Annotated in this window: 12 protein-coding genes; 9 read left to right on the top strand and 3 right to left on the bottom strand. The window is 72.9% G+C overall.

Annotated elements, in window-relative coordinates:
* Nucleotides 1-53: 53 nt before the first annotated feature.
* Both AB0M97_RS19430 and AB0M97_RS19425 read right to left on the bottom strand, forming a co-directional pair.
* A complete protein-coding gene (locus AB0M97_RS19430) occupies nucleotides 54-692 on the bottom strand; it encodes a DUF1707 domain-containing protein (protein ID WP_365962126.1) in 639 nt (212 codons plus the stop codon).
* 206 nt (nucleotides 693-898) lie between these two features.
* A complete protein-coding gene (locus AB0M97_RS19425; RefSeq protein WP_365962125.1) occupies nucleotides 899-1,117 on the bottom strand; it encodes a hypothetical protein in 219 nt (72 codons plus the stop codon).
* Between the two features lie 550 nt (nucleotides 1,118-1,667).
* On the opposite strand from AB0M97_RS19425, the gene AB0M97_RS19420 reads away from it, so the two are divergent.
* From AB0M97_RS19420 to AB0M97_RS19385, 8 genes are all read left to right on the top strand, one after another.
* The gene (locus tag AB0M97_RS19420; RefSeq protein ID WP_365962124.1) at nucleotides 1,668-2,180 is read left to right on the top strand and encodes a hypothetical protein; all 513 of its coding nucleotides are present in this window, start codon (nucleotides 1,668-1,670) and stop codon (nucleotides 2,178-2,180) included.
* Between the two features lie 90 nt (nucleotides 2,181-2,270).
* Nucleotides 2,271-3,119 carry a DUF4097 family beta strand repeat-containing protein gene (locus AB0M97_RS19415; protein WP_365962123.1) on the top strand — a complete coding sequence of 283 codons (849 nt, stop codon included), beginning with the start codon at nucleotides 2,271-2,273 and terminating at the stop codon, nucleotides 3,117-3,119.
* A gap of 161 nt (nucleotides 3,120-3,280) precedes the next feature.
* The gene (locus AB0M97_RS19410; RefSeq protein WP_365962122.1) at nucleotides 3,281-4,300 is read left to right on the top strand and encodes an ATP-binding cassette domain-containing protein; all 1,020 of its coding nucleotides are present in this window, start codon (nucleotides 3,281-3,283) and stop codon (nucleotides 4,298-4,300) included.
* Nucleotides 4,297-5,100 (top strand): ABC transporter permease, encoded by an 804-nt coding sequence (locus tag AB0M97_RS19405; protein ID WP_365962121.1) that lies wholly within the window; start codon nucleotides 4,297-4,299, stop codon nucleotides 5,098-5,100. Before AB0M97_RS19410 ends, AB0M97_RS19405 begins: the two co-directional genes overlap by 4 nt.
* 226 nt (nucleotides 5,101-5,326) lie before the next feature.
* Complete coding sequence (locus AB0M97_RS19400; protein WP_365962120.1) at nucleotides 5,327-5,797, top strand: carboxymuconolactone decarboxylase family protein; 471 nt, start codon at nucleotides 5,327-5,329, stop codon at nucleotides 5,795-5,797.
* Between the two features lie 83 nt (nucleotides 5,798-5,880).
* The gene (locus tag AB0M97_RS19395; RefSeq protein WP_365962119.1) at nucleotides 5,881-6,477 is read left to right on the top strand and encodes a GNAT family N-acetyltransferase; all 597 of its coding nucleotides are present in this window, start codon (nucleotides 5,881-5,883) and stop codon (nucleotides 6,475-6,477) included.
* Between the two features lie 85 nt (nucleotides 6,478-6,562).
* A complete protein-coding gene (locus tag AB0M97_RS19390) occupies nucleotides 6,563-6,820 on the top strand; it encodes a hypothetical protein (RefSeq protein WP_365962118.1) in 258 nt (85 codons plus the stop codon).
* 145 nt (nucleotides 6,821-6,965) lie between these two features.
* Complete coding sequence (locus AB0M97_RS19385; protein ID WP_365962246.1) at nucleotides 6,966-8,870, top strand: NAD-binding protein; 1,905 nt, start codon at nucleotides 6,966-6,968, stop codon at nucleotides 8,868-8,870.
* A gap of 371 nt (nucleotides 8,871-9,241) precedes the next feature.
* Here the strand turns inward: AB0M97_RS19385 and AB0M97_RS19380 are convergent, their stop codons facing one another.
* Nucleotides 9,242-11,062, bottom strand: a complete 1,821-nt coding sequence (locus tag AB0M97_RS19380) for a prolyl oligopeptidase family serine peptidase (RefSeq protein WP_365962117.1) — start codon at nucleotides 11,060-11,062, stop codon at nucleotides 9,242-9,244.
* Between the two features lie 133 nt (nucleotides 11,063-11,195).
* Here AB0M97_RS19380 and AB0M97_RS19375 point away from each other — a divergent pair, with 133 nt between their 5' ends.
* Nucleotides 11,196-12,017, top strand: coding sequence for an SURF1 family protein (locus AB0M97_RS19375; protein WP_365962245.1), 822 nt, complete (start codon nucleotides 11,196-11,198; stop codon nucleotides 12,015-12,017).
* The last annotated feature ends 144 nt before the right edge of the window (nucleotides 12,018-12,161 follow it).

The raw sequence follows: 12,161 nt of genomic DNA, 5'->3' as shown, positions 1-12,161 counted from the left end.
GAGACCTCAACGACCGTCTGTCCCGCCGGCGTTCACCCCGTTGTGGTCACGCCTCAAGAAGGGGACACGGGCCTGCGCCGCAGCCACTGTCCGAGGGTTCGGCGCGGGGGTCGTACCACCACACGGCCGTGAGCCTTGTGTCCGGCCAGCTCCACTCGCAACGCGCGGGGCGTGTCGGGGTGTGTCGGAGTGCCACGGTGCTTGACCCTGCTGTGTACCAGCTGCAGGCCATCCGTATCGACGACCATGCCCGGCCTCGTGACCAGCGTCAGCGTCTTCCCCGTCATGGTGACGTCGATCCGGAGGGTGTCGTGCGTGATCACCGCGTCGGTGAAGTCGAGCGTGACGTCGCAGTACGTCACCGCGAGCTCCAGTCTGCGAGGCACCACCCATCGCCCCGCGCGCTTGACCGGGCCGCTGTGGACCCGTTCGATCCGGACTACGTCCTTGGCCTCTGCGTCAGCCGCCGACGCGGGCCGCAGGTCAGCGGTGAGCGCGTGCAGTTCGCTCAGCGTCCGCGCCGACAGGGTGACTTCCAGACGCTCGTCCAACTCGTCCGCGGTCAGCAGACCGTCCCCCGCCGCGATACGCAGCACATCCACCGCCCGGTCCCGGTCCGCATGGGAGGCCCGCACCTCGGGCGACGAACCGCGGCCGAAGCGCTCCCCGGTGGGCGCAACCTCTCCCGACATGCTTCCGGCTCCTGGTTCCGTCGAATGTTCCGCGTCCCGTCGAATGTTTCCGCGCGACGCCGGCAGCGGCGCGAGGAGGAGGCCTACGCTATATCGCGTTATGCCCACCGGCCAGGTCTCGTCATCGAAAGACAGGCGTCGTCGTCACCGTGAATCCCGGGGCAGCCGCCCCGGGGGCGATGACGCGAGCTGCACTGTTTGGCGTCTCACGCCCCCGTGGGCCAGACCGACGGACCGCCGCCCCGCCATTCGATGAGGTCGGTGGACGTGAGGTCCAGTGCGTCGACGTCGAGGCCCGCCCGGCGCAGGAACTCGGCGACGTCTTCGAGGCTGCGGGCGAGGCCGAGGATCTCGCCGTCGACCCGTACGCGGCGGCCGCCCGTCGGGGACGGCGGCTGGACGACGACGGATCGCTGGCGGGGCATGCCACCAGGATTGTCCCGCTCGGGCGTGTGCGCATCCCCGCGGGCCGGGGCGTGCGGCGCGGGTGCCCGTCGGGATGCGGGTGAGGCCCTCGGGTGGACGTCGGCGTGCGGCCGTGGCGTCAGGTCGGGAGGCCCAGTGCCGTGTCCGGGGCAGTGGTGCGGGCACGGCTTCGCCGGTCAGCCTTCAGCCTTCGGTGGCACGCGCACCCCTCGCTCAGATCGCCCTGTGGTGCCACGCCGCGCCATCCAGTGCCCCTCGACGCCATCCAACGCCACTCGACGCCATCCGGTGTCACTCGGTGTCACTCGGTGTCGTTCCGCGCCATTCACTGCCACTTGGTGCCATTCCGTGCCACACGAGTGGCACCATTCCGTGCCACCCGAGCCCGATGTGCGGCCCTTGAGCGCGCATCAGCATCCCCGGCGCCACAATCTTCGCCGTCGCCCGTGTCACGTTTTCCCAGCTCAGGACACCCGCATCCCGCCAAGTGCCACCTTCAGCGCCATCCGGCGCTTGCACATGGCACCAATATGGTGTCATCATGGCGTCATGGACCTCACCCCGTATGTCGACAACCTCCGCCGCGAACTCGCGGTGGCTGCCGAGGCCGGCGGCGATGATGCTCGTGAGCTGGCCGAGAGGCTCACCGCTCCACTGGAGTCGGCGGCCCGGCTGACCATGCTCAACGTGCTCTCCGCCGCCACGGACGAGATCACCCGTGAACTCGCCCCCGGCTCCGTCGACGTACGGCTGCGCGGGCTCGACCCGGACTTCGTGGTGACGCCGCCGCCCACCGACGGTGGCACCACCCCGGAACCGGCCGCACCCGCCGAATCCCTCAAGGCCCCGGCCGACACCGACGAGGGCGGCACCGCCCGCGTCAACCTGCGCCTGCCCGCCCACCTCAAGGCCCGCGCCGAGGAGGCCGCGAACCGCGAGGGCCTCTCGGTCAACGCCTGGCTGGTGCGCGCCGTGGCGGCCGCGGTCGACGGCGGCACCCGGCCCCGTACGGCGGAGAAGACCCGCAACGTCGGGCAGAGCTTCACGGGCTGGGTGCGTTAGCCGCCCGCCCGTACCGGCACCACCGACCACTTCACCACACCACGTCCCACCAGCAGGGACACCCCGCAGACCCAAGAGGACGGGACAGCCATGCCTTCTTTCGACACTCCCGAACCGATCTCGGCCACGGCGCACGTGGAGGCCGGTTCCCTCCAGTTCACCGCGGGCGACCGCCTCGACACCGTCGTCGACGTCCGGCCCCGCGACCCCAAGAAGGACCTCGACGTACGGGCGGCCGATCAGACCGAGGTGCGGTACGCGAACGGCGTCCTCACCCTCAGGACGCCCAAGGCCGGCCTGCTCGGCCTCGGCCGTACCGGAACCGTCGACGTGACGGTCGAGCTGCCCACCGGCTCGGGCATCGACATGACCGGCGCCTGGGTGCAGGTGCTCGGCGAGGGCCGGCTCGGCACGGTGCGGGTGAAGACCTCGTCCGGCGACGTCCGCCTCGACACGACCGGGCCGCTCCAGCTGACCGCGTCGCACGGTTCGATCACCGTCGACCGGGTCGAGGGCACGGCCGAGATCACCACCAGCTCCGGCAGCCTGCGCCTCGGAACGGTCGACGGCCCGGCCGTCCTGAAGAACTCGCACGGCACCACCACCGTCGGCACCGCAGCTAGCGACCTGCGGGTGAGCGGCGCCAACGGCGACATCGACATCGCGCGCGCCGAGGGCTCGGTCACCGCCACCACCGCCCACGGCACCCTGCGCGTCGCCGACGTCGCCCGCGGCACCGTCCACCTGGAGACCTCCTACGGCGCCATCGAGGTCGGCATCCGCGAGGGCACCGCCGCCTGGCTCGACGCCAGTTCAGGTGCCGGCCAGGTACGCAACACGCTCACCACGTCGGAGAGCCCCGAGGACGCCGAGGACACCGTCGAGGTCCGCGCCCGCACCCGCTACGGCAACATCGACATCCGCCGCGCCCGGGCCTGACGCAGAACCGGCCACACCCGCCGCGCCCGCCACCCGCCGAACCGGCCCCTTGCCGGATCCGCCACCCGCCACCCGCCGAACCGGTCAACCGCCGGCGCGCCCCCTCACGCGAGTCACCTCCCCCCACCCCACCCCGACCACCCCTCACCCAGGAAGACTCCATGCCTTCTTCTGTCATGCCCACATCAACACCTCACCCGGTCGACGGCCCCGAACCCCCCGTCGCCGTCTCCGCCACCGGCCTCCGCAAGGCGTACGGCGACAAGACCGTCCTCGACGGCATCGACCTCCGCATCCCCACCGGGACCGTCTTCGCGCTGCTCGGGCCGAACGGTGCCGGCAAGACCACCGCCGTCAAGATCCTCTCCACCCTCATCACCGCCGACGCCGGTGACCTGCACGTCGGCGGTCACGACCTGGCCGCCGACCCGCAGGCGGTGCGCGCCGCGATCGGGGTCACCGGGCAGTTCTCCGCCGTCGACGGACTGATCACCGGCGAGGAGAACATGCTCCTCATGGCGGACCTGCACCACCTGCCCAAGCGTGAGGGGCGGCGGGTCACCGCCGAGCTGCTGGAGCGGTTCGGCCTCACCGACGCCGCGAAGAAGCCCGCCTCCACCTACTCCGGCGGCATGAAGCGCCGCCTCGACATCGCCATGACGCTCGTGGGCGACCCGCGCATCATCTTCCTCGACGAGCCGACCACCGGCCTCGACCCGCGCAGCCGCCACAACATGTGGCAGATCATTCGGGCACTCGTCGCCGACGGCGTCACCGTCTTCCTCACCACGCAGTACCTGGAGGAGGCCGACGAACTCGCCGACCGCATCGCCGTCCTCAACGACGGCAGGATCGCCGCCGAGGGCAGCCCGGACCAGCTCAAGCGGCTCGTCCCGGGCGGGCACGTCCGGCTGCGCTTCTCCGACCCGGCGGCGTACCGGTCGGCCGCCTCCGCGCTGCGCGAGGTCACCCGGGACGACGAGGCGCTCGCGCTGCAGATCCCCAGCGACGGCACCCAGCGCGAGTTGCGCTCCATCCTCGACTGGCTGGATTCCGCCGGTATCGAGGCGGACGAGCTGACCGTGCACACCCCCGACCTCGACGACGTGTTCTTCGCCCTGACCGGCGGCACCGACCAGCCCCGCGGCACCGACCAGCCCTCCAAGGAGACCGACCGATGAGCGCCCTGCCCCTGTCCCTCTCCCTCGCCGTGCGCGACTCGGCCACGATGCTGCGCCGCAACCTCCTGCACGCGCGCCGCTACCCCTCCCTCACCCTGAACCTGCTGTTCACGCCGATCGTCCTGCTGCTGCTGTTCGTCTACATCTTCGGCGACGTGATGAGCGCGGGCATCGGGGGCGGCGGGGCGGACCGCTCCGAGTACATCGCCTACCTCGTGCCGGGCATCATGATGATGACCATCGGCGGCACCGTGGTCGGGACCGCGGTCTCCGTGTCCAACGACATGACCGAGGGAATCATCGCCCGCTTCCGCACCATGGCCATCCACCGCGGGTCCGTGCTCGTCGGGCACGTCGTCGGCAGCGTGCTGCAGTCGGTCATGAGCGTGGTCCTCGTCGGGGCCGTCGCCGTGGCCATCGGCTTCCGGTCCACGGACGCCACCCCGCTGGAGTGGCTGGCGGCGTTCGGGCTGCTCGCGCTCGTCGCCCTGGCGCTCACCTGGATCGCCGTCGGCATGGGCATGGTCTCCCCGAACGCCGAGGCGGCCAGCAACAACGCGCTGCCGCTGATCGTCCTGCCGCTCATCTCCAGCGCCTTCGTCCCGGTCGACGCGATGCCGGGCTGGTTCCAGCCGGTCGCCGAGTACCAGCCCTTCACCCCGGCCATCGAGACCCTGCGCGGGCTGCTGCTCGGCAGTGAGATCGGCCACAACGGGTGGCTCGCGGTCGCCTGGTGCCTGGGCCTCACCGTGCTCGGCTACCTCTGGTCCAAGTCCGTCTTCAACCGCGACCCCGAGTAACCCGGACGCACACCGCGAGCCCCAAGCAGCCACGACGACGGCCGGGCGGGCCGCCTCCCGCCTCCCGCAAGCTCACAAGCTCACAGCGCCCAGGGCGGCGTACTCCGAGATCGTCTCGGAGTACGCCGCCCCTGCCGTACCGCCAAGCCGATTTCTGCCGTGTCACATTTCTCGGGGGCCCGGTGTCTAAGGGGAGAAGCCACCGACAACAGCACAGGAGTGCACCATGGAACCCAGGCTGAACCTCTTCGCCAACCCTGTGATGGGCCAGTTCGGCAAGCACCTCGTCGCGGCGGCCAAAATGCTCGCGGGCTCGACGCTGCCGGTCTCCACTCAGGAACTCGTGAACATCCGTGTCAGCCAGATCAACGGCTGCGCCGCCTGCGTCGACATGCACACCAAGGAGGCCGCGCACGCCGGGGAGACCTCGACCCGCCTCAACCTGATCGCCGTCTGGCGTGAGGCCACGGTCTTCACCGACGCCGAGCGCGCCGCCCTGGCGCTGGCCGAGCAGGGCACCCGCCTGGCCGACGGCGGCGGCGTCACGGACGAGGTCTGGGACAACGCCGCCAAGCACTACGACGAGGAACAGCTGGCCGCCCTGGTGTGCACGATCGCCCTCATCAACGCCTTCAACCGCGGCAACGTCATCGTGCAGCAGCCCGCGGGCGACTACCGGCCCGGCCGGCACGGATAACGACGGCCACCGGTCCGGCCGGCCGGTCCACCCGGCCGGCCGGGCACACCCCCGGCCGCCCCGTCGGCCGTTACCCTCACGCCATGGCACAGGACACGCCCATCGACGTCCGGCCGGCTTCGGTCTTCGAGGACGTACGGACCCTCGTCGGCCCCAAGTCACCCGGCGCCAACGTCTGCTGGTGCCTGAGTTACCGGATTCCGTCCAGGCTCAACAACGAGCTGCGCGGACCGGCCCGCGGTGAGTACGTCGCCGGGTTGTGCCGTGAGGACCCCCCGCCCGGCGTGCTCGCCTACGACGGGGACGAGCCCGTGGGCTGGGCCGCCGTGGCGCCGCGCTCGGCCACCTCCTTCGCCCGCAACCGCAAGATCCCGCACGTCGACGACCTGCCGGTCTGGTCCCTGTGGTGCATCCGCGTACGCCCCGGCCACCGCAAGAAGGGCATCTCGCACGCCCTGATCGCCGGTGCGGTCGAGTTCGCCCGCTCGTACGGCGCCCCGGCCGTCGAGGCCTACCCCCTCGACAACGGCGACGCCAGGGTCGATCTGACCATGGCCTACCCCGGCCTGCGGAAGAACTTCGAGCGCGCCGGCTTCGTCCACGCCGCCGACACCACCTCCGTACTGGCCGGGCATCCGCGCGTCCTGATGCGCCTCGACCTGCGCACGCGGCAGCAGTGAGCGGACCGCAGCCGGGCCCGGCCGGCAGCGGCGGCGGGCGGCCCGGAGTAGCGCCCCGGCCGGTCCCCGTGGAAGCGTGGCGCCCGTGACGACCAACGACTACGACCGCGTACGGCTCGGCATCGAGGCCATGACCGCCTACGTGTCCGGAAACGACCTGATGGCGCAGTACATGGCCGAACGCCGGGTCTCCGACGGCAACCTCGACCAGGTCGCCGACGGGACCACCGCGCTGTGCGCGCTGCTGTTGCAGCAGATGGGCCGGATGACCGGGCGGTCCGAGCAGGAGATCCTCCAGGAGATCGCCCGGGGGCTCAACCGCGCCGAGCGTCGGGAGGAGTAGCCGGGGAGCGGCCGCGGCCGTCCGGCGCGCACCTGCCGCCACCACGCCGCGGCGGCCCCTTGGAACCACCGCTCGGGCTGCGGCAGTCTTCTCTTCCGTGGCCACCGTTCCGAATCAGGCTTCCCCGGGTGTTCCGCCGACGCACATGGTGGTGTGCGGCGACGACGGGCTCGCGCACCGGCTCGCGGCCGAACTGCGGGGCGTGTACGGCGAACAGGTCACCCTCGTCGTACCACCCACCGGACGCCGCGTCCGGCAGCCGGTCGTCGGGCGCGCCCGTGCCGCCTCCGCCGCACTGCTGGACCGGGTGAACGCCGCCGTCGGCCGCGTCGGCAGCAGCGCCCCCGAACCGACCGGCGGTTCACGGATCGTGGAGGCCGCCGAACTCTCCGAGGCCGTCCTCGCCGAGGCGGGCGTCGAGCGGGCCGCCGCGCTGGCCCTGGTGTACGACGACGACGAGGCCAACATCCGCGCCGCGCTCACCGCCCGCCGGCTCAACCCCCGGCTGCGGCTCGTGCTGCGCCTCTACAACCGCCGCCTCGGCCAGCACATCGAGGAACTCCTCGACCAGGCCGCCGCGCTGGCCTCCGGCAACGGCACGGAGACCGACGCCTCCACGACCGTGCTGTCCGACGCCGACACCGCCGCGCCCGCCCTCGCGGCCACCGCCCTCGCCGGCACCAGCAAGGTCGTCCAGACCGACGGGCTGCTGCTGCGCGCGGTGGAACGGCAGCCGCCGCGGGCCGGTGAGGTCGCCGATCCCGGCCTGTGCACGCTGGCGCTGCTGTCCGCGACGAGCAACGACCCGGCCGGCGCGGACGGTTCGGAGAGCAGCGGCGAGCAGGCCCCGCAACTGCTGCCCGACGCGGCGGCGGTGGCGGCGGCGACCGGGCGCGGCACGGTCGTCCTGGAGCAGGTGTCGTACTCCGGTCCTCCCCTGCCGCCCTCGCGCACCGCCGTGCCGCCCTTCGCCTCGCTGTTCTCGCGGCGGCTGCGGTGGTCGCTGGCCGGGCTCGTCGGGTGTGTGGTCGCACTCGCCGTCGCACTGACCGTGGTCACTGGGGACCATCCGCTGCACGCCACCTACGAGACACTGCTCGACCTCTTCGCCATCAACGAGCCCGCCCTCAACCGGTCCACCGGCCGGCAGGTCCTCCAGCTGCTGTCCGGGCTGGTCGGGTTGCTGCTGCTGCCGGTGCTGCTGGCGGCCGTACTGGAGGCGCTGGGGACCTTCCGGAGCGCGTCGGCGCTGCGCAAACCACCGCGCGGGCTCGGCGGGCACGTCGTCCTGCTCGGGCTCGGGAAGATCGGCACGCGGGTGCTGACCCGGCTGCGGGAGCTGCACATCCCGGTGGTGTGCGTCGAGGCGGACCCCGAGGCGCGCGGCATGGCCACCGCGCGCCGGCTGCGGGTGCCGGTGGTGCTCGGGGACGTCACGCAGGAGGGGGTGCTGGAGGCCGCCAAGATCCACCGGGCGCACGCGCTGCTCGCGCTCACCAGCGCGGACACCACCAACCTGGAGGCCGTGCTGTACGCCCGGTCCCTGCGGGCCGACCTGCGGGTGGTGCTGCGGCTGTACGACGACGACTTCGCCACCGCCGTGTACCGCACCCTGCGGGCCGCGCACCCCCACGCGCTCACCCGCAGCCGGAGTGTGTCGCACCTGGCGGCGCCCGCGTTCGCCGGGGCGATGATGGGGCGGCAGATCCTGGGGGCGATACCGGTCGAGCGGCGGGTGCTGCTGTTCGCGGCCGTGGAGGTGGGAGGCCTTCCGCAACTGGAGGGGCGGACCGTGGGAGAGGCGTTCCGGGCGGGCGCCTGGCGGATCCTGGCGCTGGACACGGACGCGCCCGGGGAGCGGCGGCAGGACCTCGCGGAGAACTCGGCCGGGGACGACGACGCCGGAAGGCCCCCGGCGTCCGGGCTGGTGTGGGACCTCCCCGACACGTATGTGCTGCGGAGCGAGGACCGGGTCGTACTGGCGGCCACCCGACGAGGCCTGGCGGAGCTGCTGGGACGCCGGAGTACGCGGGAGCGGACCCGGGTGTAGGGGCGGGTCTGCCGGCGGTGCCTGGCACCGGGAGGGGTGGGCCTGCCGACGGCGCCTGGCGCGGCGACGGGAGCGGGCCTGTCGGCGGTGCCGAGGCGCAGCCCATGAGCCCGCCGGCCGGGCTGGGGCGCAGGTGAGCCTGCCGACCGGCCGGGGCGCAGCCGCGAGCCCGCCCACCGGGCCGGACGCCGGGATCGACCCGCCCACCGGGCCGGACGCCGACATGCACCCACCCACCACGCCGGATGCACGTGCACCCACCCACCACTCTGGACGCACACATGCACCCGCCCACCGGGCCGGGGCCTGCGCATGGGCCCGGCGCCGGGGTGGCCCGGTCGGCCCGCCCGGCGTCGTCGCCGCGCCGGCCGCTACTTCAGGTGGCGGGCCGCGAAGTCCAGTTCCAGCCGGACCTGCTTGATGCGCTCCTCCACCACCAGGGAGCCGTGGCCCGCGTCGTAGCGGTAGACCTCGTGGACCGCTCCACGGGACTCCAGGCGCTTGACGTAGTTCTCGATCTGGCGGATCGGGCAGCGCGGGTCGTTGACCCCGGCCGAGATGTAGACCGGCGCCTTGACGCGGTCGACGTAGGTGATCGGGGACGACGCCTCGAAGCGGTCCGGGACCTCCTCCGGGGTGCCGCCCAGCAGCGTGCGGTCCATGGCCTTCAGCGCTTCCATCTCGTCGTGGTACGCCGTGACGTAGTCCGCGACCGGGACCGCCGCGATGCCCACCGTCCAGGCGTCCGGCTGCACGCCGAGGCTGAGGAGGGTGAGGTAGCCGCCCCAGGAGCCGCCGGTGAGGACCAGCCGGTCGGGGTCGGCGAGCCCGGAGTCGATCGCCCATTCGCGGACCGCCGCGATGTCCTCCAGCTCGATCAGCCCGACGCGGTGCTTCAGCGCGTCCGTCCAGGCGCGGCCGTAGCCCGTGGAGCCCCGGTAGTTGACGCGGACCACCGCGTACCCGTGGTCCACCCAGGCCGCCGGGCCCGCGGCGAAGGAGTCGCTGTCGTGCCACGTCGGGCCGCCGTGGATGTCGAAGACCGTCGGCAGCGGTCCCGTCGCGTCCGCCGGCTTCTGCACCAGGGCGTGGATGGGGCCGCCCGGGCCCTCCACCCACACGTCCTCGACCGGCACCGAACCGGGCGACTTCATGCCGGGCGGGTCGAGGACGACCCGCCCGCTCGTGGAACGCACCGCGGGCGGCTCGGCGGCCGACGACCACAGATACTCCACGCTGCCGTCCGGCCGGGCCGTCGCTCCCGACACCGTGCCCGCCGGGGTGGGGATCTCGATCAGCTCGCGGTGGGCGAGGTCGTAGCGGAACAGCTCGCTGCGGGCCTCGAAGCTGTGCACGACGAGCAGGCCCGAGCCGTCCGGACACCACTCGGCGCTCACGTCACCCGGCAGCTCCAGCGCGAGGTCCGTCTGCTCGCCCGAGGCCACGTCCCACACCAGCGGCTCCCAGCGGCCCCGGCGCTGGTGGCCGATGAGCAGCCGCGTGTCCCCGTCGACGGGGGCGAAGCCCAGCACCTCCAGGCCCAGCTCGCGGGTGCCGCCCTCGGTGTCGTCCAGCTCGGCGACGGGCGTGCCGTCCGGGCGCAGCACGCGCAGCGCCGAGTGCATCGCGTCGCCGTGCTCGGTGTGCTCGATGGCGATCAGCGTGCCGTCGTGGGAGAGGTCGCCGACGCCCGCCGACTCCCGGTGCCGGTAGATCTCCACCGGGGCCTCGCCCACGCGCGCGAGGTGGATCGTCGTGCCCTCCTCGTCCGTGGAGCGGCCCACCACCGCCGTACGGCCGTCCCTGCCCAGGGCCAGGCCCGCCGGGTAGGACGGGTCCAGGCCCGGCACCGCGAGCTCGTCCTCACCGCCCGCGAACGTCTGGCGGCGCCACACGCCGAACTCGTCGCCGTCCTTGTCGTCGAACCACCAGATCCACTCGCCGTCCGGGGAGAGCACGCCGTCCGTCGTGCCGTTCGGCCGGTCGGTCACCTGGCGCTGCTCGTCCGTCGACCGGTCCCATGCGTACAGCTCGTACGTCCCCGTCGCGTTCGACACGAACAAGGAGCGGTCCGGGGCGTCCTCCGCCCAGTCGGGCAGCGACACCCGGGGCGCCCGGAAGCGCTTCTCCCAGTCCGGCATTTCCTCGTTGCGTGGCTGATCTTGCGCCGCGGACCCGTTGCTCTCAGTCATGGCCCCATACTGCCCGTCCCGGGTGACAATCCGCTGCCGAGGCCACCGGCCTGTGGACAACTTCCACCGGTCCCCCACCAGGCCCACGACCCCGCGGCCCGGGAACCGGGCGGTGCCCCGTACCGTTGACGGCGTGTACCGGTTCCTGCTGACGCCCCGCTGGTGGGGGATCAACGTCTTCGTGCTGCTCGCCGTCCCGTTCTGCGTGTTCATGGGTTCCTGGCAGCTGGGCCGCTTCGAGGACCGCGTCCAGGAGGACCGCGGCGTCACCGAGCAGGCCGCGCAGAACCGCGCGGAGACCCCCAGCCCGTTGGACGGGCTGCTCCCGGTGGACAAGGCGACGTCCGGCCGCCAGGCCACGGCGACCGGCCGGTACGCCGAGCAGTTGCTGGTCCCCGACCGCGAGCTGGACGGCGAACGCGGCTTCTACGTCCTGACGCTGCTGCGGACCGGCACCGGCAAGGCCCTGCCCGTCGTCCGTGGCTGGCTGCCCGGAGCGGCCGACCCCGCGAAGGCCCCCGCCCCGCCGCGCGGCGAGGTCACCGTCACCGGGGCGCTCCAGGCGTCCGAGACACCAGGCGACAACGGCGTCACCGCGCGCAGCGGGCTGCCCAAGGGGCAGACCGGCGCGATCAGCGCGGCGTCGCTGGTCAACCTCGTGCCGTACGACGTGTACGACGCGTGGATCACGCTCGCCGACGCGGACGCCCCGATGACGGCCGTGCCCGCCGCCGCGCCGCAGGGGACGGGGCTGGACCTGAAGGCGTTCCAGAACCTCGGGTACACCGCGGAGTGGTTCGCCTTCGCCGGCTTCGTGGTCTTCATGTGGTTCCGGCTGCTGCGGCGCGAGGTCGAGTTCCTGCGGGACGCGGAGCTGGGGCTGGCCGGGGCGGAGGGCGCCGACGACGAGGACGCCGGCACCGAGGGCTCCGGCGCCGAGCGCGTCACCGCCTGAGCGCGGGCGGGACCGCCCGCGCTCCTGCCCCGCGGGCCGGGCCACACGCGGATGCCGTTGGTTAATTCGGATCCTCTCGTGACTTCGGCTCCCAAGACCTGGTTGTGGTCTTGGGAGCCGACGTCGTTTGGGGAGGGTATCGAT

Source organism: Streptomyces sp. NPDC051207, assembly GCF_040682395.1.
In the GTDB taxonomy this organism is placed as follows: domain Bacteria; phylum Actinomycetota; class Actinomycetes; order Streptomycetales; family Streptomycetaceae; genus Streptomyces.
The sequence above is the reverse complement of the archived record's forward strand: the minus strand, read 5'-3'. Positions and strand labels throughout refer to the sequence as shown.

What these genes read in the sequence shown, in the direction of transcription:
- AB0M97_RS19430 (WP_365962126.1), bottom strand. Translation starts at nt 692, where the DNA reads ATGTCGGGAGAGGTTGCGCCCACCGGGGAGCGCTTCGGCCGCGGTTCG.
- AB0M97_RS19425 (WP_365962125.1), bottom strand. Translation starts at nt 1,117, where the DNA reads ATGCCCCGCCAGCGATCCGTCGTCGTCCAGCCGCCGTCCCCGACGGGC.
- AB0M97_RS19420 (WP_365962124.1), top strand. Translation starts at nt 1,668, where the DNA reads ATGGACCTCACCCCGTATGTCGACAACCTCCGCCGCGAACTCGCGGTG.
- AB0M97_RS19415 (WP_365962123.1), top strand. Translation starts at nt 2,271, where the DNA reads ATGCCTTCTTTCGACACTCCCGAACCGATCTCGGCCACGGCGCACGTG.
- AB0M97_RS19410 (WP_365962122.1), top strand. Translation starts at nt 3,281, where the DNA reads ATGCCTTCTTCTGTCATGCCCACATCAACACCTCACCCGGTCGACGGC.
- AB0M97_RS19405 (WP_365962121.1), top strand. Translation starts at nt 4,297, where the DNA reads ATGAGCGCCCTGCCCCTGTCCCTCTCCCTCGCCGTGCGCGACTCGGCC.
- AB0M97_RS19400 (WP_365962120.1), top strand. Translation starts at nt 5,327, where the DNA reads ATGGAACCCAGGCTGAACCTCTTCGCCAACCCTGTGATGGGCCAGTTC.
- AB0M97_RS19395 (WP_365962119.1), top strand. Translation starts at nt 5,881, where the DNA reads ATGGCACAGGACACGCCCATCGACGTCCGGCCGGCTTCGGTCTTCGAG.
- AB0M97_RS19385 (WP_365962246.1), top strand. Translation starts at nt 6,966, where the DNA reads ATGGTGGTGTGCGGCGACGACGGGCTCGCGCACCGGCTCGCGGCCGAA.
- AB0M97_RS19380 (WP_365962117.1), bottom strand. Translation starts at nt 11,062, where the DNA reads ATGACTGAGAGCAACGGGTCCGCGGCGCAAGATCAGCCACGCAACGAG.